This window comes from Macrococcus sp. DPC7161 (genome assembly GCF_004117835.1).
GTDB lineage: Bacteria > Bacillota > Bacilli > Staphylococcales > Staphylococcaceae > SDSC01.
The window spans coordinates 82,413-105,876 of record NZ_SDSC01000004.1 but is presented as its reverse complement, the minus strand read 5'-3'; the positions used below and the strand labels follow the sequence as shown (position 1 = coordinate 105,876).

Genomic DNA, 23,464 nt, shown 5'->3' with positions numbered 1-23,464 from the left:
AGTGATATTATTTAATAAAATACGAAATTATTTATAGATGAAAGAGGTGCCTTATGGATAAAACAAAAGTAAAATCAGCAATCAACGTGGCAGCATTAATATTAGTGCCTTTAATTAATGAAAGAAAACGTATTAAAGATCATGAAGAAGTTCAGCGTGCAAAAGCTTTTACTTTAAAAACATATGATCATTCAAAAGATTTAGCTTATAAAACAAAAGTGAAAACAATTGAAGCAAAAGATAAAACAGTTGAAACAGCACAACACATTAAAGCGGCTGCTACTTCTACTAAAAATTTTGTTACAAATAACAATCAAAAAATTCAAAAACGCGTGAAATACAATCAACAAATGAATCAACATAAACATTTTGAAAAGGCACAAGAAAAACGTGCAAAGAAAGAACAAAAATTAATCGAAACGTTAAATAAAAATTTAAAAGCAACACAAGAAGAACGTCAAAATATTGAACAAAAGAAGATTAAAGATAGACAAGAGCGTCTTATAAAAGCTATGCAAGCAAGTTTAAAAGATGATAAATTACGTCAAAAAGAAAATGAAAAACAACGTAAAATCGAATTAAAACAACAAAAGAAACAATCAAAAAAACGTTTTGGTTTATTTAGACGTGAACCTCAAGAATCAAATGCAACGGTCATTATACCGAATGCACCGTTATTTGAAAAACATCGTCAAGAAATGAAACAGCATCTTGGTCAATAAAATATTTATCGATGCGGACAGTTCTCCTGTCATTGAAGAAACCATTGAAGTCATCCAAGATTTATTTTTAGAAACACAACAACAAATCAAGTTGGTATTAATTAAAGATTACGCACATTATACTAATGCTGATTATCCGGAGTTCGTCGCAACATACTACGTCGACACTGGACATGACAGCGCAGATTATAAAATCACTGCAATGACAAAAGAACATGATTTGGTCATTACAGGTGATTATGGTTTAGCAAGTTTATTATTAAATAAATCCGTAGAAGTATTACATCATAATGGTACTTTTTATAGTATTGATACCATTGATTTATTGTTACAAACAAGACATGACCACCTACAATTAAGAAAAGCAAAAAAACGCGTTCGTGGTCCAAAAAAATTCACACACCATGATCGTGAAAACTTTAAACGCATATTAAAAAAGCACTTATCTTAAAATTTTATGATAAGTGCTTTTTCATTACTTTTAAGTGACTTATACCTTGTTTGATTGTTCTTTTCTCATCAATAAATCCAGACTTAATGAATGCAAAATAAGCATTATTTCTTACGTTGACAGTCAAATATAAATTTTCTTTGTCATTAAATCTTTTTTGTATTTCTTGTTCAATCAATTGGATAATGTCTTTAAAATAACCTTTTTGTTGATGGTGATAACTGATTGATAATCCTCTTAAGTAAATGCCTTTAGGATCAAATTGGAATTGGGTTAAAATTCCACCGACTTCCAATGCAAATACACCGATAACTTCGTTGTCTAATTCGATAACATAAGGATAATAATTTTCTTTTTTACGTGTGATGATATATCTTGGATGTCCAGAAAAAATCATTTGTTTAATAGGTAATTCATAATGTGATAATGCAACTTCATTGCCATTATGTACAGGTTTTATATTTAACATATGCTCACTCCAATTTCTATATCATATCACAATTAGACCATAATGTGTCAGGTACATTGAGCTCATCATATACTTGTATACCATTTTGTTTCAATAATGCACTCGTTACGCCATCCCCACTAACTTTCACCCCATCAAAATGGCCATTGTATATTTCTCCACTACCACAACTCGGACTATTTGCTTTTAAAATCACTGCATGGATATCATTTTTTTCAATAAGTGCCAAAGTACGTTTAGCACCTTCTATATACATAGGCGTAACATCTTCACCATGTTGCGTCATCACTTTTGCATGACCTTTTAGTACATCAAAACCATCGCCACCAATTATTTCTGCAGGAGGACGTGGAATTGGTAACCCTCCTAATAACTCTGGGCATGCATGAATTGCTACACCTTTTTCTAGAAGTGTTTTTAAATTTCCCTTTAATTGGTGTTGCCCATCGTACCTCACTGGCTCACCTATTAAGCAACTACTAATCAATATCATTGCAATTCGCCTCCATAAAGTACATGTAGCTTCAAAGATGCCTCATCGACTAATGGATGCATAAAATCTTTAATATATTTTAGTTGAATTTTTTCCATCACACGAATACTCGGTAAATTTATTTTCGCGGTAAAACTATAAATACGATTTATCCCTTTTTCTTTTGCATACTCAAGAACTGCAGCAGCCGCTTCAGTCGCATAACCTTGATGCCAAAATGGTTCATGAAGACGCCAACCAACCTCATAGCAAGGCATAATATCCAAGTCAAACTTGGTATATGGCACTAAATATTGTAAACCAACAAAACCAATAAATGCACCACTACTCTTTTCTTCAACTGCAAATAAGCCAATGCCATCACGTTGTAAAATATCTCTCGTATGTTCAAATGCAAGTTGACTTCTTTCATCACTTAACACATCAGGAAAATATCTTCTCACATTAAAATTTTTATTCATTTCTTGATAAATAGGTAGATCACTATCTTTATAATCTCTTAATATTAAACGATCTGTTTCAATGTAAATCATCCTTGACTCCTTGAAAAATGGTTTAATACTATTATAACAAAAAATAAATAGACTTGGTCAAAAGCGTTTATCAACCAAATGGGAATAAAGCTTACTTCGTGCCATATTTTCTATAACCTGGAATTCTTTGTGCGAACACATCTAACTTTGCGCCACTTTTACCACAAATTAGAAAAGGGATAAGACAATGAATGTCTAATCCCCTTTACAATTTTATTTATAGATAATAATTTTACCTGTTGATTTATCTTTTGATTCACCAACTACTTTCACTTTCAATCCTAATTTAGGTAAGATTTTACCTGCATGAGGTTGAGATGGGTTTGAGTAGTCTTGGCTATCGTCAAATAATGGATTGCCTTTTAAGCTATTATCCGTTAATACTGAACCATCGTTTAAAGTTACTTTTAAAGGATCTTGGTCTGTTAAACTAAACGCAGCATCGCGAATTTGATATTGTGTTGAAGCAAAGTCTGGTGTATCTCCTTGCCATTTCAATGCATTTTGATCTGCGTCAACAAATCCAACATAACCGTATCCTGGATGTTTCCCAACATGGTTATCACTATAGCTTTCATCTACATAAATTGTAGTTAAACCTTGGTTATAACTCATGATTGAGCTATTTTTATTTAAATGTGCTAATCCTTGGTCAACACCATTATGACTTCTCCATTCTAATAAGTAATAGTTTTTACTATACTTTTTACCATCAGAAACTTTAAAGCCATTTAATTCAAAAATGCCATCACCTTCAGCGCCATCTTTTGCAATGACAGTACCATCAGCAGTTACTTTTAAATCATCAATATATAGACCTGGTGCAGTGTATCCTGCATCTGTTTTGTATAAGAAACGTAATTGTACTTTTTTTCCTGCGAATTGATCTAAGTTAAATTTCGCATCGACAAAACCATCTGATTTTCCATCAATACCGTTACCCATATTCGCACCAGCACCTTCTGGATCATCATTGTTTGTGATATTACCTTCTAAATTCGTCCATTTTTCCCCATCAGTAGATGCTTGAACGTATGCATAATCATATCCTTTTTCAATATCGTACCATGCTTTAAATGTTAGTTCTGCAGCCTTTTTACCAGTTAAATCAACTGTTGTCTTCATTGAAGTTTCTAAATCATCTCCGGCATCACTGTGATATACTTTACTACCTTCTACAGGCTTAACAACATCCGTTACCTTGTCAGGTAAATTCACTTTAACAACATCGTTATTTGTACCTTTTGTCGACGCTTCATCTAATAAAAATTCTTGAGGTGTACTTGTCACATCTTTAATGTCAATTTCTGAACCTGTCTGCCAGTTCCCACCGTGTAATCCTTGTAATTGCTCTTTCATATAAGCATCAAATCCACTTGGCTCTGTTCCTGGAATCTTACCAGCCCAGCTACCACTCGACATAATAGACCAACTTGAAACGGGTTCACCTTTACCTGAATAAATTGTATCGTACTCATCTGGTAATCCTAAATCATGTCCATATTCATGGCTGAATACACCAGCAGCACCGTCTTCAGGTTGAATCGTATAATCAATAACACCTAATTTTCCACCAAAGTTATCAACTTTAGATTTTGAACCAGGAATTGTATACGGTTCCCCGTTACTATCCATATCTAAACTCCAACGGTGTGACCAAATCGCATCTGTTCCTAATTGACCACCGCCAGCTTCTTCACCAGGAGAAGCATGAATGATCATAACATGATCAACAAGACCATCAGGCTCATTTAATACACCATCTCCATCTAAATCATATCGGTCCCATTTGTCATATTCACTTAAATTAATGTTTGGATCTTTTGCCGCTTGTTCTAATGCTTCTTTAACCAATTCTTTTGGTTTTGCATCGCTACCGTTGGCATCTGGATAGTTCCCGCCATAATATGCTGCTTCATGTTTAGCTGTATACCATCCATGCACTTGTCCTTCAATATCATAACTACCACCTGATTGATTTTGGTAGTATTGTTTCATACTGATTAAGTTTTCGCCATTTGGTCCTTTATAACCATTTTGACCAAATACCATATCTTGATAATGACTCATTGGATAATCTTCATAGAACATATCTGAATCTTCTTTTTTAATAGTAGAATGTTTATAATCCGGGAAATCAATCGCTAACAAAAGGATTTTATCTGTACGTTTTTCACCTGTGTATGCTTCTTTTTGTACAGATGGTAAATTTTTTGAATGCCCTTTTTTCTTTCCTTTACCTTTTAAGTATTTATTTTTTTTGCCGTTTGCATTCTTTTCATTTACTTTTTTATATTTCTTGTCAAATTTACCTTTATTTTTTGTTTTAACACTTTCAGCTTCTTGCTTTTTCTTTAAGAAAGATTTCACAGCTTTTTGTGCTTCTTTATCAGATGCATTTTTCGCTAATAATCCTTCTTTTTTCAACATTTTAATAATGCGTTCTTCATTTGCAATTGAATAATCAAAGTTTGAACCTTTGTAATAACTTGAACTGCTGGCTGACTTTAGTCCTTCTTCCGCATATGCTGCACCACTTGTTAAACCTAATGAAGAAATACCTAGAGATAATGCAAGAAATGATGAAATCACCTTTTTGTTTTTACGATTAAATGTCATAACCCGTCCTCCATTAATTATTAGAATATTTTGAATATAGTACAATTATGTCGTATCCCGAAATATTTGTAAATAAGATTTTTAATTTTCTGACATTACACTTGTATGACAAAAATGAATACTTTTACAGAAAATGCATATAAAATGAATAAAATTTATAAAAAAAGAGTGAGACATGTGTCTCACTCTATCCTCAGCTAATAGCTTTTGAATCTGTGTAAATTATTTATAAACACTAATTTTACCTACTGTACCATCGGCATTTTGGTCTTCTACTTTTATTTTGATGCCAAGCTGTGGTAACACTCTTGATGCATCTTGAATATCAAATGTATTAATGATTTTTTGACTATAGTTTTTGTCATTAAATAATGAAACAGGTTTAGTATTTGACTTTTTGAACATGAAGTTTGGATCATTATTATAATTGCCATATGATTTTGTATTAAATGGTGCATCAAAAATTTGTGTATCTGTCATTGGTATTAAGTCATTACTTGCAATATGAGGTTTAGGTGTACTGTCCACAACACCTACTAAACTTTTACCAGGGTGCTTCACTAAATTCGAGTTATCACTATAAGATTCATCCACATACCAAATGAGTAATCCTTTACCGTATTGATTTAAACCAAATGGATCTCTTATTTGTGACAATCCTTTATCAACACCATTATGTGAACGCCATTCTAATAAGTAATAACGATTTGCACGTTTAATTGTACCTGTTTTTGTTTTAATTTTACTTTGAGGTAAATTAATTTTCACGACATCGTTATTCACACCTTTAATACTTGCTTGATCAATCAAATAGTATTTTTTCTTAGATGTGATATTTTTATAACTCAATTCTGTTCCTAATAGCCAATTCCCACCATATATTTGTTGTAAATCACTTTTCGCAAATGGGGATAATCCAGCGGGTCTCGTTCCAACAATCGCTCCGGTATCTGCACCATAACTCATTAAGCTCCAGTATCTTACCGGTTCACCGGCGTGATTATTAGCACTCGGTGCAGTATCATATTCGTCAATTAAGCCTAACATATGACCAAATTCATGACTAAATGTACCGATTGAGCTGTCCTCTGCTAATACACCATATTCAGCTACAGCTAAACGATTTTTATAAAATTTAGAGTATTTACTTTTAGTGTTAGGTATTGTTTGTGGTTGTCCATTCTTATCAAACTCAACTTCACTCACGTGTTCCCAAATTGAGTTATTGCCAAACTGACCGCCACCTTCACTTTCACCAACTCCACTAAAAACAACGACCAATTTATCAATGATGCCATCTGGTTCAAAGATATTACCATCGTCATCTAAATCATAGTAGTCATATTGATCATATTGGTTCATATTGATTGATTTATCTTTCGCTACTTTATTTGCCGCTTCTTTAATTAATGTTGTCACCTTTTGATCATTATGATGACCATAATATTCTAATGGATATTTGGCACGATACCATCCAGCAACTTGCCCAGAAAGACTTAAACTGTTTCCAGACACTTGTTGATAATACGTTTTTAGAGAATGATATTTCTTTCCATCTGGACCGATTGAATTTTTTCCAAAGAATAAATTTTGGTAATAGGCTTTATCGTATTTTTTATGATAATTTTTAGTTTGAGACGGTGCTAATGTTGAATTTTTACTGTTACTAAAATCCATTAGTACAACTAGGACTTTTTCTTTATGTACTTTCCCTCTATAGATACGCTTTTTAAAGTCAGGTACACTTGATTTTTTCGGTGCTACTAAAGACTTGGTAACGACACTTTCTTGCGTTTTTATTTTATCTTGATTGTCTAATACAACATTGTCTTCAGCATGCGCCACTGCTGAAGTTGATATTAACACCGCTGTTAACGGGATTATAAATTTCAATTTTCTTTTCAATTAATTCACCTGCATTTCTTTTTCTTCTAAAATATTATCACCAGATTTTACAACTACAGTTATGGTTTGATCAGCTTCTCTTGCAATTTTACCGTTGAAATACACTTTGTATGTATCGCCATTTTTTCTCATATCGTAACTTCTAGATGGTCCTGGTGGATTACCATCAAATAAGCCTACTTGTTGCCCATTACTAAATATTTCAACATGTATATCATCTAATGCTTTTTGAGATAATACATCAATCTTTATGTATGGATGATTTAGATTTATTTGAACGTCTAAATCTTGATGAGTACCAGAATTATTACTATTATGATTACTGCTACTTTGATTGTTACTATTACCTTTAGTGTTGCTATTTATGTTATTGGATTGCTTTGTACTCGTCGCATTCGGTATTTTAGATCCTTTACCGAAACTACCGCTAGCAAACGTCGCTTGATCATACCATTTATAATGACTTGATGGTGTTCCCCATGGCTCATGTTTCGGTTCAGTTGAGTTTTGTGGTGATTCCATTGAAAGTAATGATGTTTTTTCACTTAAGCTTACTTTACCTTTAAATGACGTATAATCTTCTTGCTTACTTAACCACTTCATTAAATTATTTAATAATTGTTTATGATTGGCTTCATTAAATCCATCGTAAGTGTTTTTGGTTTGTCCATTATCTTCACGTTTATATTTAGGTGTATCATCTTCAATCATAGATGAATCACCAATGAAAACTGCTTTCCCTTTGCCTACTTTACTGATTGCAACAAAAGCGCCTTCATCTGTTCCACCTTGGCTATAAACGCCTTGATCTACAGCATGAGGCCATTTATCTTTTTGTGATAATTTACCTGGATATATAATACCTTTTGCAATATCTGGGTTGGTAATAGCTATTGTTGCACCCGCATGCATATTGACTTGTTTAACACCATCTAAAAGGCCAAACGCATTATCACTTTGGTTCGTTTGAATTTTAACATTATTCAATGCATTGTATCTGAATCTCACACCAAAGTTGTCATTTAAAAAGTCGCTTGATGTAACACCTTGCATTCGAGATGAAGCCTTTTCGTCTTGCTTCATCCCTTTTGTGATGTCATCAAATGCGCCTCGACGATATCCGTTAAATACTTCAGAAGCGTCAAATCGATTTAAATTTCGGTCTGCATTGTAATGGTCACTAATCATCATCACACTGCCACCAGCTTTTACGTATTTCACCAACGCCTCTTGTTCACTAGATTTCATAGGTATATTCGGTTCTGGCATGACAAATACTTTATAGTTTTTGAGTTTGTCATACGTAATCTCATCTTCATACTTTGTTGATGTAACCTTTAAATCAATCTTTTGAATCATATCTGCAAAACTAGAAAATCCGCCATCGATGACCCAATCCGCTTCCCCGGCTGTTTCTCCGTGGCTCGCGTCAAATAAAACATCCGCCTCGGCATTCGGTTCTGAGGCAAGTTTAGAAACTTGTGGCGCGCAACTGGCTAATAGTAAACTGCTTAGTCCTAATATTAATAATCGTTTCAATAGTATGTCCTTTCAATTTGATCACTATACTTAATCAAATGTAAATGGTTTTGATGTTGTTTGTGATTGGTTATCAAATGTTTTTGATTTAGAAATGCCGCCTTGTATAACAAGTGAAGCTTTTTTATTCTTTAATAACTTATAATCCGCTTCGCTAATCGCGATAGATTTATAGCTGATAGTACTTTCTTTTGGTGCATATGCATTGTAATTATTTTTCGTTGTCTTCATTTCTGATTCGTGCATCTCTGGTTTAATAAAAGAAGCAAAATCTGAAAATACCGAATGGTTACCCGCTGTAAATTTTGTGTTGTTGTTGTAATATAACGTTTCATTCGTTGTGTTTTCTGTTCTTACTTGATATAAAACGACATAACCAGTTGTCGCACCATCAAACAATAATACTTGTCCTTTAGGCATCTTCGTTACTTTAAAAATTTGTAACTTATCAATCTCAACTTTCATACCTGCATCATTTAATGAAATAGGTACATCATTTTTCGTGTATACAAGTGATGTTTCTCCGTTAGTTGATGAAGCAATGGTATTTGGCATTTCTTTTTGCTTTGTTGCTTCTAAAATGTCCTTTTCTTTTGCCTTTTTATCTTTCAAACGTTCTTTTTCTTCATCTTCTTTTTGTTTTTTTAATGCTTTTTCTTTTTCAAGTTTCTCTTTTTGCTCTTTTTCAACTTCTTTTTCTAATGCTTTTTGACGTTTTTTATTCTCATCATCAAGGTCAGATTTCTTTTTATCTAAATCTTCTTTTATTTTTTTATTTTCTTTTTTCAATGCATCATAATCTTTATCAAGTTGCGCTTTTTCTTTTTTTAATGCGTCAATTTCTTTTGTTAATTTCGCATCTTGTTCATCAGAGCCACATGCTGTAAGCAATAAACTTGCTGTTGCCATTGAAATGAATACTTTTTTCAATGTTATCCCACCTTAATTATACTTAGTAACAGTTTAACATATTCCACCACATTTGTTTGCTAAAAACACATTGGATGCATCCATATTCAGATTTATATAAAATGAAGGAAGGAGGGATGTTATGCAATATTCAATCATACACGCACCCGTATCAAAATCAACACCGAATCATATGATATTACCAGCTATCGTTTATAAAGAAACTGTTGATGTGAAATCACAATTTAAACAAGCAGGATGGAAAATATTGTTCGAGAGTTCTGTTTTTGATTATCATCATTATCACCCAAATACCCATGAAGCCATCGGTGTTTTAAGCGGCGAGGCTACATTAATGATTGGTGGTGAATCCGGTCAAAAACAAAAAATAACTCAAGGACAAGTTTTATTGTTACCTGCAGGTTATGGGCACCGTTTACTAGAATCGACTAAAGATTTTAAAGTTGCTTTAAGTTATCCTGAACAAGTGGACGTAAAAATAGAAACGTCTATTAATGATCTCAGCAAAGTGAATTCAGAAATCAACAGTGTGCCGTTACCAAAAACAGACCCTGTGTACAATACACAAGGTCCGATGTTTAAAGAATGGCATAACTTATATCATTGTAATACCGTTCAAGGTGGTTAAAACCACCTTTTTAATTTGAAATAATAAATCATACCGACTGTGATGCCAATCATCACAATCCATACTGCAAGATAACCATATTTCATATGTAACTCAGGCATGAAATCAAAGTTCATTCCGTAAATCCCTACTATTAATGTCAATGGCATAAATATGACAGAATAAATCGTTAAGATTTTCATAATATTATTCATTTTAAATGAGTTTAATGAAATATAGTTGTCTCTTATATCAGAAGTCATCTCTCTTGAAGACTCAATCATTTCTGCCTGTTTGATTAAATGGTCATTAATATGATGCAAATACAATCGTTGCTTCTTACTGATAATAAATAACTTACCTTCTAACAAACGATAAACCAATTCTTTCATCGGTAATACCGTTCTTCGGATTAATAGTAAATCCTCTCTTAAATCAAAGGTTTCTTCTATCAACTCTTCAGTAGAAATGTTCACCGAATGACGATCTTCAAACGAGAACACTTTATCTTCAAGATCATATACGAACGGAAAATAATTATCGACAATCCCATCTAAAATACGATACATGATATCTTTTGTCGTTAACTTTTCAGCGGCTTTTGAATAAGGAATTTGTCCCCAAACTTTATCAACCTCTTCAGAATTCTCTTTATGATACGTCACGATCATATTATCGTTTATAAACACATCTATTTCTTCTGGTTTCATTGTCGTTAAGTCAATAGCGTGAAAGACGAAAAATAAATAATCTTCATACTCTTTAAATTTTGGTCTTTGTCTCACACTTGTCGCATCTTCGATCGATAAAGGATGAAATTGAAAATACTGACTTAATAATAAATTTTCATCTAGTGTTGGTTCTGACATATCCACCCATAATAATTTAGGATGAATTTCCATCTCGTGTGGAGTATGGCATTGATGAATTTTATTTTCTTCATCTATATACATTGTTCTAATCATGAGGCACCTCTAAGTACATAATGTTATCTTTTATTTTATACCCTAATTTTAAATTTAATTGTCGCATGCTTATATTATTTTTATGCACTTTACTTTCTATTCTATTAATCCCTTTTTGTATTGCAACATTTTTAACGCTGTCTTTTAACAGGGTTGCATATCCTTGTTGACGATAATCTGGATGAACATACGTCGATTTAATATAAATGAATGTCTCATTTTTATTACAATCAATCGTATACCAAATATATGCAATAATCCTTGGTGCATGTTCATTATCATCGCCATCCGTAACATAGAAAATCTCATCGTTGTATGCTAATAATAATTTCATACTTTCAATTCTAAGTGCAATTTCTAAAGCATTCGTTTCATAATTTTGATCATACTGATAAGGGATATGCTCGTGGATATGTGCGATTTGCTTAATGACTTTATCATTATTTTTATATAAATACTGAAGCTCCATCGTTTTCACTCCCTTACTCATTTTACATAGGATTGTTTGAATAAGGAAGTCAATTACTGTTACAATGAAACTGTTATATAAATATCGCGCATTTTTACGCCTGTACTATTACAGTAAAATGCTTGATAATACTACATTTTTAATTTTGACACTTTATTTTTTAAAAAAAGAATACGCTTTTCTGTACATTTGATATAATAAGATTGTGAAATAATGAACAATAAAAATTCCTTGGAGGGAAAAATTATGTTTAAAGAAGAAACTAAAAAAACGAATGCTTGGGCAGGATTTAAAACAGGAAAATGGAATCGTCGTGTGGACGTTCGTGAATTTATCCAATTAAACTATACATTATACGAAGGTAACGACGAATTCTTAGCACCAGCTACAGAAAACACAAAAGCATTATGGGATCAAGTAATGCAATTATCTAAAGAAGAACGTGAACGTGGCGGTATGTGGGATATGGATACAAAAGTTGTATCAACAATCACTTCTCACGCTGCAGGCTATTTAGACAAAGATAAAGAAACAATCGTTGGTGTTCAAACTGAAAAACCATTCAAACGTTCTATGCAACCATTCGGTGGTATCCGTATGGCAAAAGCTGCTTGTGAATCTTATGGTTATGAGTTAGATAAAGAAACAGAACGCATCTTTACTGATTACAGAAAAACACATAACCAAGGTGTATTCGATGCTTACTCAAAAGAAATGTTAGCTTGTCGTAAAGCTGGGGTTATCACTGGTCTTCCAGATGCTTACGGTCGTGGACGTATTATCGGTGACTATCGTCGTGTTGCTTTATACGGTGTAGATTTCTTAATGGAACAAAAATTAAAAGACTTCCATAACATTTCAACAACAATGTCAGAAGACGTTATTCGCTTACGTGAAGAAGTTTCTGAACAATACAGAGCATTAAATGAATTAAAAGAATTAGGAAACATTTACGGATTCGATTTAAGCCGTCCAGCTGAAAACTTTAAAGAAGCAGTTCAATGGACTTACTTAGCTTACTTAGCAGCAATTAAAGAACAAAACGGTGCTGCAATGAGTTTAGGTCGTGTATCTACATTCTTAGATATTTATGCTGAACGTGACTTAAAAGCAGGTACAATCACTGAAATCGAAGTTCAAGAAATCATTGACCACTTCATCATGAAATTACGTTTAGTTAAATTTGCTCGTACACCAGATTACAATGAATTATTCTCAGGTGATCCAACTTGGGTAACTGAATCAATCGGTGGTGTTGGTATTAATGGTAAACCATTAGTAACTAAAAACTCATTCCGTTTCTTACATTCATTAGATAACTTAGGACCAGCTCCAGAGCCAAACTTAACAGTTTTATGGTCTACAATGTTACCTGAAAACTTCAAAACATACTGTGCAAAAATGAGTATTAAAACAAGCTCAGTGCAATATGAAAACGATGATTTAATGCGTGAAAGCTATGGAGACGACTACGGTATCGCATGTTGTGTAAGTGCAATGAAAATTGGTAAACAAATGCAATTCTTCGGCGCTCGTGCAAACTTAGCAAAAACATTATTATATGCTATCAACGGTGGTAAAGATGAAAAATCAGGTGCACAAGTTGGACCAAACTTCGCACCAATCACTGACGAAGTATTAGATTATGACACTGTTTACAAACAATTAGATACAATGATGGATTGGTTAGCTGGTGTTTACATCAACTCATTAAATGTCATTCACTACATGCATGATAAATACAGCTATGAAAGAATCGAAATGGCATTACATGACACTGAAATCATCCGTACAATGGCAACAGGTATCGCTGGTTTATCAGTAGCTGCTGACTCATTATCAGCAATCAAATATGCTACAGTTAAACCTGTTCGTAACGAAGAAGGTTTAGTAGTGGATTTTGAAACTGAAGGCGAATTCCCTAAATACGGTAACAACGATCCACGTGTAGATGATATCGCTGTTGAATTAGTAGAATCATTTATGACTAAATTACGTAAACATAAAACTTACCGTGATTCTGAACATACAATGAGTGTATTAACAATCACTTCAAACGTAGTATACGGTAAGAAAACAGGTAACACACCTGATGGACGTAAAGCTGGTGAACCATTTGCACCTGGTGCAAACCCAATGCACGGACGCGACACTAAAGGTGCGCTTGCATCATTATCATCAGTAGCTAAATTACCATATGACTGCTGTAAAGATGGAATTTCAAATACATTCTCAATCGTACCTAAATCATTAGGTAAAGAAGCAGAAGCTCAAGAACGTAACTTAGTAGGTATTTTAGATGGCTATGCAACTCAAGCAGGTCATCACTTAAACATCAACGTATTTAACCGTGAAACTTTACTTGATGCAATGGAACATCCAGAACAATATCCACAATTAACAATCCGTGTATCTGGTTATGCTGTTAACTTCATCAAATTAACTCGCGAACAACAATTAGATGTTATTAACAGAACATTCCACGAAAAAATGTAATTAAAATCAAGTCATAAAAGTATAAATAAGTTATAATTAAATACCAAGGTGCATGCACCTTGGTATTATTTTTTAAATGAAATTAGGTGAAATTATGATTAAAGGACATATCCACTCTGTTGAAAGTCTTGGTACAGTCGATGGCCCAGGATTAAGATTTATTATTTTTACACAAGGTTGTCTTTTAAGATGCTTATATTGCCATAACCCGGATACGTGGGAAATTGGTGAACCATCAAGAGAAGTAACTGCACAAGAAATGCTAGAAGAAATTTTACCATTTAAACCTTACTTCGCATCATCTGGTGGTGGCGTTACAGTAAGTGGTGGCGAACCATTACTACAATTGCCATTCTTAGAAGAATTATTTAGGTTATTAAAAGAAAATGATATTCATACTTGTATTGATACTTCTGCTGGTTGTGTCAATGATACACATGCGTTTATGCATCATTTTGATGAACTTCAAAAATATACTGATTTATTCTTGTTAGATATTAAACATATTGATAATGACAAACATTTAAAACTAACAGGAAAGCCAAATACACACATTTTAAAGTTTGCTAAAATGTTATCAGAAAGAAAGCAACCTGTTTGGATCAGACACGTTCTTGTTCCTGGATTAACAGATGACAAAGAAAGCTTAGAAAAATTGGGTGAATTCATCAATTCACTAGATAATGTTGAAAAGTTCGAATTATTACCTTATCACCAATTAGGTGTACATAAGTGGCAAGCATTAGGTGTACCATATCAATTAACAGATGTGGAACCCCCTACTGATGAGGAAGTTGAACAAGCGTATCGCTATGTAAACTTTAAAGGAAAAACACCATTATCATAATTAAAAGCATTGAAACATCCTAGGATGTTTCAATGCTTTTTTAATGATCATATCCATTTAACAATAACATTTCATCGTAATTTAATGATTGTCTTAATTCTACAGCGACACTTGTACTAATTTTATTATTTGTCACAAGCTTATATACTAAATTCTTCTCAGCACCTAAAACATCCAGTGCTAAAATTGTTTCTTCATCATCAATGGACTCAGATTGAATATTACGTTTCAATTGATCAATCCTACTTAAATAACCATCTGAAATTAATGCCACTTCTAAACTGTTTTCTCTCGTCATTTCCTTAGACAATCGATTCACAACATTATAATGAACGATGCGTGCTATATTTTCTAATTCCTTTAAGTTGTTTCTAATTGATAACGAGCTTGATGCATTCACTTGTTGCAAAATTTTTCGTCTTCTTCGATTCATTTTTATAATAAATAACATTTTTCTAAAACTACTCACACTGTGGAAAGTTCTCGTTCTTTCTGTATATTGGACGTAGTTATTAAACTGTGTATCCGTAATTTCATTGCGACTAACCAAATCATCTAGTGTTTCCATTTCACAACTCATCGCTATAGCTTGTAATCGATCCATTTCTTTCGTATTTTGTTTTCTGTAATCTAAATTTTTAATGAAACTAATCTGCATCGAATATTGATGTGACAAGTTCCCTGCAACCAAATTATTTTCAGTTGTCGTGTTTTCATTAATATACTTTAAGCCAAATTCTTTTACTTTAATGCGTGCTTCTTTATATGACATTAATGATTTTTCTTTTTCTTCTTCAGACTCAGTTATAAATGGCAATACCAGTTGAGCGACGACTAAACTGATTACAATAATACCTGCTGAAATAAATAATAGTTCATCACGCGCATCAAAGGTTTGATTATGTATCATGTGTGGAAGCGTCAATGCAATGGCCATTGAAATCGTACCATGAATCCCACAAACCGATGCAACAAGTGCATATTTAAAACGTGATGGGCGAATTTCTACAATCCCTTTTTCACGGTTTAAAATACGCTCAAACCTACTTTCAGGAATATAAAAGATATCATATAACAAATAAACCCATGAAAAACGAATGATGTATAGGATTAAAGCAATAATGATTGTGTAAAAGAGTAACATCATAAAGCCTTTATCTGCTTGGAAAATTTGAATCGATACGTCTGGAATTAAGTAGCCTAAAATAACGAATACTAATCCATTTAAAACTGTCGATAATAAGCCCCAAGTATTATCATAACCTAGTTGAAGTCTTGTCGTAGCTTGGCTCATACGATCTCGTTCCATACCATGGATAATACCGCCCATTACCGCTGAAATAACACCCGAAAAATGAAAACTTTCAGCAATCATAAAAATTACAAACGGTGTCAGCAACTGTATTAATATATAAATATAATCGTTTTCAAATCCGGCACGAATCAATCGAATACGCATTTGAACAAATAAAACACCAATAATGATACCGACAAGTACACCACCGATACTCGTTTCAAGAAATTTTAAAACAGCATTGCCTGCACTAAACTCACCTGTTGTTAATGCCAAGACTGCAATATTAAAACATAAAATACCTGCAGCATCGTTAAGTAAGCTTTCACCTTCTAAAATGGTCATCAAACCTTTAGGTAACTTCTTCCCTTTGGCAATCGCACCGACTGCAACCGCATCTGTAGGACAAATAATTGCTGCAAGTGCAAAACAGGCTGCGAGTGGTACCACAGGTATCAAAGCATGTGAGAAGTAGCCAAGACCGATAACCGTAATAAATACAAGCCCCATCGCCATTAATATGATGGGCTTCAAGTACTTTATCAAAGTAATTCTTGAAACATGGTTACCTTCCAAAAATAACAGCGGTGCAATAATCCCAATTAAAAAGAGTTCTGGTTCAAACTCTAGTTTGATAGGTATTGGGGTTAAAAATATCATCAACCCTAACCCGATTTGAATAAATGCTAATGGGACTTTTGGCAAATAGCTTTGTATGATAGTTGAAATAATAACCGCAACTATTAAACTAATCATTACAATAAAATTTTCCATAAATAACCTACTTTGTATATACAGATTTGCTTAATTATACTAAAAATTAATACAAAATTATACTTATAAACGTACAATAATAAAAAAGCTTAAAAATGTAGCAACCTACACATTTAAGCTTAAGTTTAATTATTCTCCATCACGTGAAGGTCCATAAATAGAAGGAACTTTCAAATCTGCTTGACGCATTAATACAGTCATTTGACCACGGTGGTGTACTTCATGTAAAGTATACGCACTTAACAAAGCCCCCATTGGCATTGGATGACCGAAGAAGTCTACTTCTTTCATTAAATCTTCATCTGTTAAAGCTTCGTATTGTTCGATAACAGCATTCGCATTTTCTTGATAAGCTTGTTTCATCGCTTCAGCAGACTCAGGCATATCCGCACCAAAGCCAGCACCTTCAGCTTTTAATCCAGCTTGATTCGCAAATCCTACAACACTTGTTGTAATGTGCCAAGCAATTTCTCCTAAAGTACGATCTTTTTCAGATACCGCTTGAGATAAAGATTCGTCAGTTAATTCATTGATACAAGTTTGTGTCGTTGCTGTTAGCATTTTTACATCTTGTACTAATTGCTGTTTTGAAGTATACATAATAGCCTCCTAATAATCTTTCATAATATCATTCTAAAGGATATATTATGTTGTGACAAATTTAAAAGTTGACTTCAAACGGTATTTTTTATATTATTGAAAAAAAAGAAAGGATGATGCCTTATGATGAAGTTAATGATGACAATCGACACTATAGAATCATGGGCATCGTACGTTTCTTAAACGTTTCCATTGTACCCGTGGTTCTTTGCCACGGGTATTTTTTTATAAAAGGAGACGAATATGAACTTATTTCAATTAGGATTTACAGAATCATTAAATAAAGAAGCACAACAAATCGATGCTGCATTAATCAAAGGGCGCATCTCTACCCAACATAAAGGTTTATACCGTGTGATCACTGAAGAAGGCACATATTTATGTGAGTTACCTGGTAAATTCAAATATCAATTAACTGACCTTACATTACTACCAGCTGTAGGTGATTTTGTATTAATCAAACCTTGGGATAACGAACAAAAAGGGACAATTGAACATATACTTACACGTACTCAAAGCTTCATACGAAATGCTGCTGGCAATGAAACTAAGCCTCAAATCATATCTGCAAATATTGATTATGCATTCTTAACAATGAGTTGCAACGATAACTTTAACATCCATCGACTTGAACGCTACTTGATTGCAACATATGACTCAGGTGCAACACCGATTATTGTGATGACTAAAGCAGATTTAGCGAGTGATTTAGACAAAGAAATCATGGAAGCTGAAATCCAAAACGTTGCTTTTGGTGTACCGGTTTATTTTGTATCAACAGAAGAAGATACAAATATAGATGCATTAAAGGATTATTTGAAACCTAATAAAACAGGTACACTTTTAGGCTCATCAGGTGTTGGTAAGTCAACATTAATCAACAGATTAATAGGTAAAGAAGTCATGCAAACTCAAGCTATCCGTGAAAGTGATGACAAAGGCAAACATACCACAACACATCGAGAATTATTGATCATTGAAGATGGTGGCATATTAATAGATACACCTGGTATGAGAGAGTTCCAACTTTGGAGTACGGGTGATAACCATGGCCTACAAACAGAATTTGAAGACATTGAAACACTAATGACACAATGTAAATTCAATGATTGTACCCACCAAAATGAACCAGGATGTCAAATACAAGCAGCACTAGCTAGTGGAACACTTGATGCATCACGTTATGACCGTTATTTAAAATACAAACGCGAGTTAGACTTTCATGAACGAAAAAATAATGAAGCATTGATGCGTGAACAAAAAGATTTATGGAAGAAAAACACTAAGATCGGTGCAGAGATGCGTAAGTTAAAAGGAAATAGAAGATAGATAATTAATGTGGTTGATATCGTTGTGGCACTCAGATTTATTTTGAGTGCCACTACTCAATTTTTTCACATGATTTCTTGACGTTGTGGCACTCAGATTTATTTTGAGTGCCACTACTCAATTTTTTCACATGGTTTCTTGTCGTTGTGGCACTCAGATTTGTTTTGAGTGCCACTACTCAATTTTTTCACATGATTTCATATCGTTGTGGCACTCAGATTCGTTTTGAGTGCCACTACTCATATTTTTCCCATGATTTCACTTCGTTGTGGCACTCAGATTTATTTTGAGTGCCACTACTCATATTTTTCCCATGATTTCACTTCGTTGTGGCACTCAGATTCATTTTGAGTGCCACTACTCAATTTTTTCACATGATTTCATGTCGTTGTGGCACTCAGATTTATTTTGAGTGCCACTACTCATTAAATTAACATACCCAAAACACCATCACTTCATTTATTAACAACCTTGTGATATCATAAATCAAAATATTACGATTTATCGAGGTGTTTCCATGTCTTTTGAGAAAGAAGAACACGAAAAGTTATTATTACTTTATAGCGAGTACAAAAACGCATACTTTGAAAGTAAAAATTATTTACTTACCCATCAAAATATAAACATACACAAAGCTCATACATTGTTACTCAAATTACTTGATGATTTAAGACAAGCTCAATTAGAACATATTAATCCTGAAACTTTCTTTAATCATGATCAAAAAAGTTTCACAGATCACCTATTAATAGAGGCTTCATTCAATGAAGATTTAAATAAATTCATTCCCTATATATATGGCTGCATATTAGTTACTGCATATTTCTTATATTTCGGTGTAAAAGAAACATACTTACAATTATACGCCAATCAATTTAACAAAATTTATATCATACCGTTCTTCATATCTGTTATTATCGCAGCAGCATTGATTTACTCTGCAGCTCAAATCATTAAACATAATGTGATCAAAAATGCTTTTAAGCCTAAGAAGATATTTGAAGTTAATAATCTCATCCTTTATTTAATCTATGCCATAGTACCTATTATTTTAATTGAATTTAAAAATGAAATTCATCTAGGTCCAAAACAATACATCCATTGGTATATTTATTGGATTATTATCGTCACACTTATCATTATCATCAAGCAACTCACAAAACCTTTTCGAAAATATTCCAAACAAAAAAGTTCGCCAAATTAGGCGAACTTTTTTATACGATAATATCAAATATAAACCATAATATCATAACAACCATAATCATAAATTTGGCCAATGTACTTGCTAAAAATCCAAATAACGATCCGATACTCGCATCAAATGCTCTTTTGAAATCTTGGTGTGACACTAGTTCTACAACCATTACTGCTACAAAAGGTACAATAAGGATTCCGAATGGGGGGAATATAAAGCTTCCTGCAAATACCGCTAATGCTGCTGTGATTTCACCTGCTTTACTTCCTCCATACTTCTTTACAAAATAACTTCCTGCCACATAGTCACTTACTAATATCACGATTGTTAATGTGACCATAGCTAACCAAAACCAAATCGATAACTTATGATGATCAATGCCAAAGTGATACGTTAAAAAACCAACCCACATCACGACAACACCTGGTATCATCGGTACTAATAAGCTTGCAAACCCAAGTAAAAAGGCGCAAATAACAATAATCCACCATAACATACTCATTGTAATTCCTCCATGTTCACTGGTTTTGTAAAAATTAATAAAATAAATGCAATGAATATAAAGCCTGCAGATATGAAAAAGACATTTCCTAAACCAACAATATCACTCATCACACCACCTAATGAGTTCCCAATCAATTGACCAGCAATCATAGCATTACTAAACAACGTCGATGCATACCCAGGAAATTGCGGCAAAATATCTTGAAAGTAACTTATACCAAGTCCTAACAATATCGCTAAGAAAAATGCCAATCCTAACTGCCCGATTAACATCGCAGTAACACTATCAAATACACCTATTGAAAAATAATAACCTCCACCGAAAACAGCACCAATCATCAGCAAAGTTCTCGTTTGAAACTTACTTGCAAGCACTCCTAAAATAATCATAAATGGTACTTCAAGACCCGCACATAAACTTGCTAAATGACCTACATCCGCCTCTTTGCCATTGATATATTCTGTTACAAACAACGGCATATTTAATGTATACATCCACTGACCAACATGAAGCATTACAAATGCAAGAAATGGCACAAGTAAGTATTTATCACGTAGTAAATTCGGTGCGCGTGTTTCTACTTGTCTTGATGTTACTTTTACTGGTGTAACTTTAATATCTTTGAAAAAGAATAACATTGTGACCATTACAACAACATATAAAACCACAGTCCCACCAAATAAACCATCATAACCAAATTTATTTAATAATACCGTGCCAACTAATGGTCCAAATAAAAATCCTAAACTAAACATTGATCTTAAAACAGTATTTGCTAACACTGCATGTTTACTAGAAGCAGATTCATTAATACTCTCTCTTGCTGAAGCATACATTTGAGGCATTGCGGGAGCAGCTAATCCAATAAATAAAACGTATAAAATAATAAACCAAAACACTGAGTGTATAAAGAAATAAACACTAAACCCACAAGCTGCCATCATTAAACTAAATATAATCAACCATTTACGGTTCACTTTTCCTGAGTCCGAGAATCTTGCAATCATCGTATTCATTGAAAAGCCTGCCAATGCTGCAAGCGCCATTAATAGTCCATATTGACCTCGAGACATGCCTAATCCATTGGTTGCATATAAAATAAAAAACGGTACAGTAATGGCAAGTCCCATACCGAGTAATATCATGTTCATTAAGAACAATTTGTAATTTTTAATCTTCAATAATCCGATTAACATAACTCACCAACTTTTATTTTTATTCGTATTCATATATTATAGATGAAAACAAGTAACTTTGTAATGAAAAGGAGTTGTAGTCATGAAATTCGAAATATTACAAATATGTAGTGGTAAAGCAAAAGATGTCAATGTTGGCGATAAAACAATACATACAGCTTATTTAAAAACACCGATTACTGAACCTACATATTTAAATAAATTAGGTTTAGTTGGTGATGAACACGTATATAAATTACATGGCGGTGTTGATAAGGCCATTTGTTTATACGATAAAGATGATTATGCACTTTGGGAATCATACATCCCTAATATGCCAGAATATGCAGCATTTGGTGAGAACATCACAACAAGAGGATTAACAAAGGATAATATTGCAATAGGCGATACGTTTAAACTTGGTGAAGGCATCATTCAAGTAACGGAGTCACGTGGTCCATGCAATACTATTGCCCAAATCCATGGAGTCCCAGATATCGTAAAAATGATACTCGCTAAAAATGCGACAGGTTGTTATTTCCGAGTGCTTAAAGAAGGTACAGTACATCCTGGAGATGCTTTAGAACTTATTGAACGACATCCAGTTCAATTTACGATTGATGAATTTAATACACTGAAATATCATGACAAAAAAAATAAAGCACTTTTAGAAAAAGCGCTTTTAGTCGATGCGTTACCGTTAAGTCATAAAGAAAAGTTTCAATCACAATTAGAAAAACTATAGTTTGATAAGTACTGCCGCTTTATCATCGTGTACCTTTACGCGCGGGTAAAGCGTTTTTGTTTTGTCTACAATTTCTTTAGTAATCATGTCTTCTAAAAAAACATCAAGTCCATTTAATGATTGACGTACAAATGTTTCTAACCCAACATTTTCTATGTCATAAAAGCCGTCAGTAGTAATTAAAATGTGTGTGATATTCGCTTTATTTATTTCACCTGCATTAAATGCTTGATTAAACAACACATCCCCATTCATGACACTGTATCCACCCATTTCATTCGCCGCTTCTTTAGCTGTATTTGAAGCTTGAATCATTTCTTCAGGTAATGCCTTTAGTTCATATGCATTCGGATACTTTTTTAACCACTTAGAGACCGATTTACTTTCTTTATCTTTTTTAAATGTGGGAACAATTTGTTGCACTGTATCACCTATTGTATAAATAACACAATCCGCAGAACTTGTATAAAAGATTTTATCATCCTTTAATTGAACGACCGCATGGCAACATTGAAATCGATCTGCTTTCTTATTGATTTCAATGTGCATTTCATCCATCAAACGTTGAATATTCGCATTCGCTTCAATGGTCATTTTGTCTAAATTATTTAAAGTCGTTGACTCAAACGATTGCTTCACCACTTGGCTTGCCAAAAATCCTGGCGACTTACCATCAATCACTACACCAGCAAGACTCGTGACACCATCTATAACACCGTATACTTTCAATTTATCATTAATTATTAAAGCATCTTCGTTCATTAAGCCAATACCTTTTTCTAATACAGATTGAATCATAAGC

At 33.3% G+C, this 23,464-nt stretch carries 22 protein-coding genes; 8 read left to right on the top strand and 14 right to left on the bottom strand.

Features of this window, described 5'->3' with window-relative positions; translation table 11 throughout:
* Positions 1 to 53 precede the first annotated feature (53 nt).
* Together ER639_RS07280 and ER639_RS07275 are read left to right on the top strand one after the other, a co-directional pair.
* Positions 54 to 722, top strand: coding sequence for a cell envelope integrity TolA family protein (locus tag ER639_RS07280; protein ID WP_129065122.1), 669 nt, complete (start codon positions 54 to 56; stop codon positions 720 to 722).
* Positions 712 to 1,173, top strand: coding sequence for a DUF188 domain-containing protein (locus ER639_RS07275; protein ID WP_129065121.1), 462 nt, complete (start codon positions 712 to 714; stop codon positions 1,171 to 1,173). The genes ER639_RS07280 and ER639_RS07275 overlap by 11 nt, the downstream gene beginning before the upstream one ends.
* 4 nt (positions 1,174 to 1,177) lie before the next feature.
* Here the strand turns inward: ER639_RS07275 and ER639_RS07270 are convergent, their stop codons facing one another.
* From ER639_RS07270 to ER639_RS07240, 7 genes are all read right to left on the bottom strand, one after another.
* On the bottom strand, positions 1,178 to 1,642 hold the full coding sequence (locus ER639_RS07270; protein ID WP_129065120.1) for a GNAT family N-acetyltransferase: 465 nt from the start codon (positions 1,640 to 1,642) through the stop codon (positions 1,178 to 1,180).
* A gap of 16 nt (positions 1,643 to 1,658) precedes the next feature.
* Positions 1,659 to 2,135: a 2-thiouracil desulfurase family protein gene (locus tag ER639_RS07265; RefSeq protein WP_129065119.1), complete on the bottom strand. Its 477-nt coding sequence runs from the start codon at positions 2,133 to 2,135 to the stop codon at positions 1,659 to 1,661.
* Complete coding sequence (locus ER639_RS07260; RefSeq protein WP_129065118.1) at positions 2,132 to 2,668, bottom strand: GNAT family N-acetyltransferase; 537 nt, start codon at positions 2,666 to 2,668, stop codon at positions 2,132 to 2,134. Before ER639_RS07260 ends, ER639_RS07265 begins: the two co-directional genes overlap by 4 nt.
* Before the next feature lie 213 nt (positions 2,669 to 2,881).
* Positions 2,882 to 5,287 carry an immune inhibitor A domain-containing protein gene (locus tag ER639_RS07255; protein ID WP_129065117.1) on the bottom strand — a complete coding sequence of 802 codons (2,406 nt, stop codon included), beginning with the start codon at positions 5,285 to 5,287 and terminating at the stop codon, positions 2,882 to 2,884.
* 222 nt (positions 5,288 to 5,509) lie between these two features.
* Complete coding sequence (locus ER639_RS07250) at positions 5,510 to 7,192, bottom strand: immune inhibitor A domain-containing protein (protein WP_129065116.1); 1,683 nt, start codon at positions 7,190 to 7,192, stop codon at positions 5,510 to 5,512.
* On the bottom strand, positions 7,193 to 8,731 hold the full coding sequence (locus tag ER639_RS07245; RefSeq protein WP_129065115.1) for a DNA-binding protein: 1,539 nt from the start codon (positions 8,729 to 8,731) through the stop codon (positions 7,193 to 7,195).
* A gap of 30 nt (positions 8,732 to 8,761) precedes the next feature.
* Positions 8,762 to 9,661, bottom strand: a complete 900-nt coding sequence (locus tag ER639_RS07240; protein WP_129065114.1) for a DUF5068 domain-containing protein — start codon at positions 9,659 to 9,661, stop codon at positions 8,762 to 8,764.
* Positions 9,662 to 9,782: 121 nt separating this feature from the next.
* On the opposite strand from ER639_RS07240, the gene ER639_RS07235 reads away from it, so the two are divergent.
* Positions 9,783 to 10,289 (top strand): cupin domain-containing protein, encoded by a 507-nt coding sequence (locus tag ER639_RS07235; RefSeq protein ID WP_129065113.1) that lies wholly within the window; start codon positions 9,783 to 9,785, stop codon positions 10,287 to 10,289.
* Here ER639_RS07235 and corA read toward each other — a convergent pair.
* Positions 10,286 to 11,233 (bottom strand): magnesium/cobalt transporter CorA, encoded by a 948-nt coding sequence (gene corA / locus ER639_RS07230; protein WP_129065112.1) that lies wholly within the window; start codon positions 11,231 to 11,233, stop codon positions 10,286 to 10,288. The two genes, ER639_RS07235 and corA, sit on opposite strands and share 4 nt — an antisense overlap.
* On the bottom strand, positions 11,226 to 11,702 hold the full coding sequence (locus ER639_RS07225; protein ID WP_164993388.1) for a GNAT family N-acetyltransferase: 477 nt from the start codon (positions 11,700 to 11,702) through the stop codon (positions 11,226 to 11,228). The genes corA and ER639_RS07225 overlap by 8 nt, the downstream gene beginning before the upstream one ends.
* A 246-nt stretch (positions 11,703 to 11,948) precedes the next feature.
* On the opposite strand from ER639_RS07225, the gene pflB reads away from it, so the two are divergent.
* Both pflB and pflA read left to right on the top strand, forming a co-directional pair.
* The gene (gene pflB, locus ER639_RS07220) at positions 11,949 to 14,198 is read left to right on the top strand and encodes a formate C-acetyltransferase (protein ID WP_129065110.1); all 2,250 of its coding nucleotides are present in this window, start codon (positions 11,949 to 11,951) and stop codon (positions 14,196 to 14,198) included.
* A 94-nt stretch (positions 14,199 to 14,292) separates the two neighbouring features.
* The gene (gene pflA, locus ER639_RS07215) at positions 14,293 to 15,045 is read left to right on the top strand and encodes a pyruvate formate-lyase-activating protein (RefSeq protein ID WP_129065109.1); all 753 of its coding nucleotides are present in this window, start codon (positions 14,293 to 14,295) and stop codon (positions 15,043 to 15,045) included.
* A 40-nt stretch (positions 15,046 to 15,085) separates the two neighbouring features.
* On the opposite strand, the gene ER639_RS07210 is transcribed toward pflA, so the two are convergent.
* Together ER639_RS07210 and ER639_RS07205 are read right to left on the bottom strand one after the other, a co-directional pair.
* On the bottom strand, positions 15,086 to 17,113 hold the full coding sequence (locus ER639_RS07210; protein WP_129065108.1) for a cation:proton antiporter: 2,028 nt from the start codon (positions 17,111 to 17,113) through the stop codon (positions 15,086 to 15,088).
* 129 nt (positions 17,114 to 17,242) lie between these two features.
* Positions 17,243 to 17,713 (bottom strand): DinB family protein, encoded by a 471-nt coding sequence (locus ER639_RS07205; protein WP_129065107.1) that lies wholly within the window; start codon positions 17,711 to 17,713, stop codon positions 17,243 to 17,245.
* A gap of 243 nt (positions 17,714 to 17,956) precedes the next feature.
* Here ER639_RS07205 and rsgA point away from each other — a divergent pair, with 243 nt between their 5' ends.
* A complete protein-coding gene (gene rsgA, locus ER639_RS07200; protein ID WP_129065106.1) occupies positions 17,957 to 19,042 on the top strand; it encodes a ribosome small subunit-dependent GTPase A in 1,086 nt (361 codons plus the stop codon).
* Between the two features lie 517 nt (positions 19,043 to 19,559).
* Positions 19,560 to 20,246 (top strand): hypothetical protein, encoded by a 687-nt coding sequence (locus tag ER639_RS07195; protein ID WP_129065105.1) that lies wholly within the window; start codon positions 19,560 to 19,562, stop codon positions 20,244 to 20,246.
* A gap of 10 nt (positions 20,247 to 20,256) precedes the next feature.
* Here the strand turns inward: ER639_RS07195 and ER639_RS07190 are convergent, their stop codons facing one another.
* Both ER639_RS07190 and ER639_RS07185 read right to left on the bottom strand, forming a co-directional pair.
* Positions 20,257 to 20,739, bottom strand: coding sequence for a DUF456 domain-containing protein (locus ER639_RS07190; RefSeq protein WP_129065104.1), 483 nt, complete (start codon positions 20,737 to 20,739; stop codon positions 20,257 to 20,259).
* Positions 20,736 to 21,938, bottom strand: a complete 1,203-nt coding sequence (locus tag ER639_RS07185) for a sugar efflux transporter (protein ID WP_129065103.1) — start codon at positions 21,936 to 21,938, stop codon at positions 20,736 to 20,738. The genes ER639_RS07190 and ER639_RS07185 overlap by 4 nt, the downstream gene beginning before the upstream one ends.
* 82 nt (positions 21,939 to 22,020) lie before the next feature.
* Between ER639_RS07185 and ER639_RS07180 the strand changes: the two genes are divergently transcribed.
* Positions 22,021 to 22,662 carry an MOSC domain-containing protein gene (locus tag ER639_RS07180; RefSeq protein WP_129065102.1) on the top strand — a complete coding sequence of 214 codons (642 nt, stop codon included), beginning with the start codon at positions 22,021 to 22,023 and terminating at the stop codon, positions 22,660 to 22,662.
* Here the strand turns inward: ER639_RS07180 and ER639_RS07175 are convergent.
* Positions 22,657 to 23,460 carry a hypothetical protein gene (locus ER639_RS07175; RefSeq protein ID WP_129065101.1) on the bottom strand — a complete coding sequence of 268 codons (804 nt, stop codon included), beginning with the start codon at positions 23,458 to 23,460 and terminating at the stop codon, positions 22,657 to 22,659. The two genes, ER639_RS07180 and ER639_RS07175, sit on opposite strands and share 6 nt — an antisense overlap.
* Positions 23,461 to 23,464: the final 4 nt, after the last annotated feature.

Coding starts and splice junctions, on each gene's coding strand:
- ER639_RS07280 (WP_129065122.1), top strand. CDS start 54: ATGGATAAAACAAAAGTAAAATCAGCAATCAACGTGGCAGCATTAATA.
- ER639_RS07270 (WP_129065120.1), bottom strand. CDS start 1,642: ATGTTAAATATAAAACCTGTACATAATGGCAATGAAGTTGCATTATCA.
- ER639_RS07265 (WP_129065119.1), bottom strand. CDS start 2,135: ATGATATTGATTAGTAGTTGCTTAATAGGTGAGCCAGTGAGGTACGAT.
- ER639_RS07260 (WP_129065118.1), bottom strand. CDS start 2,668: ATGATTTACATTGAAACAGATCGTTTAATATTAAGAGATTATAAAGAT.
- ER639_RS07255 (WP_129065117.1), bottom strand. CDS start 5,287: ATGACATTTAATCGTAAAAACAAAAAGGTGATTTCATCATTTCTTGCA.
- ER639_RS07235 (WP_129065113.1), top strand. CDS start 9,783: ATGCAATATTCAATCATACACGCACCCGTATCAAAATCAACACCGAAT.
- corA (WP_129065112.1), bottom strand. CDS start 11,233: ATGATTAGAACAATGTATATAGATGAAGAAAATAAAATTCATCAATGC.
- ER639_RS07225 (WP_164993388.1), bottom strand. CDS start 11,702: ATGGAGCTTCAGTATTTATATAAAAATAATGATAAAGTCATTAAGCAA.
- pflB (WP_129065110.1), top strand. CDS start 11,949: ATGTTTAAAGAAGAAACTAAAAAAACGAATGCTTGGGCAGGATTTAAA.
- pflA (WP_129065109.1), top strand. CDS start 14,293: ATGATTAAAGGACATATCCACTCTGTTGAAAGTCTTGGTACAGTCGAT.
- ER639_RS07210 (WP_129065108.1), bottom strand. CDS start 17,113: ATGGAAAATTTTATTGTAATGATTAGTTTAATAGTTGCGGTTATTATT.
- ER639_RS07205 (WP_129065107.1), bottom strand. CDS start 17,713: ATGTATACTTCAAAACAGCAATTAGTACAAGATGTAAAAATGCTAACA.
- rsgA (WP_129065106.1), top strand. CDS start 17,957: ATGAACTTATTTCAATTAGGATTTACAGAATCATTAAATAAAGAAGCA.
- ER639_RS07195 (WP_129065105.1), top strand. CDS start 19,560: ATGTCTTTTGAGAAAGAAGAACACGAAAAGTTATTATTACTTTATAGC.
- ER639_RS07190 (WP_129065104.1), bottom strand. CDS start 20,739: ATGAGTATGTTATGGTGGATTATTGTTATTTGCGCCTTTTTACTTGGG.
- ER639_RS07185 (WP_129065103.1), bottom strand. CDS start 21,938: ATGTTAATCGGATTATTGAAGATTAAAAATTACAAATTGTTCTTAATG.
- ER639_RS07180 (WP_129065102.1), top strand. CDS start 22,021: ATGAAATTCGAAATATTACAAATATGTAGTGGTAAAGCAAAAGATGTC.
- ER639_RS07175 (WP_129065101.1), bottom strand. CDS start 23,460: ATGATTCAATCTGTATTAGAAAAAGGTATTGGCTTAATGAACGAAGAT.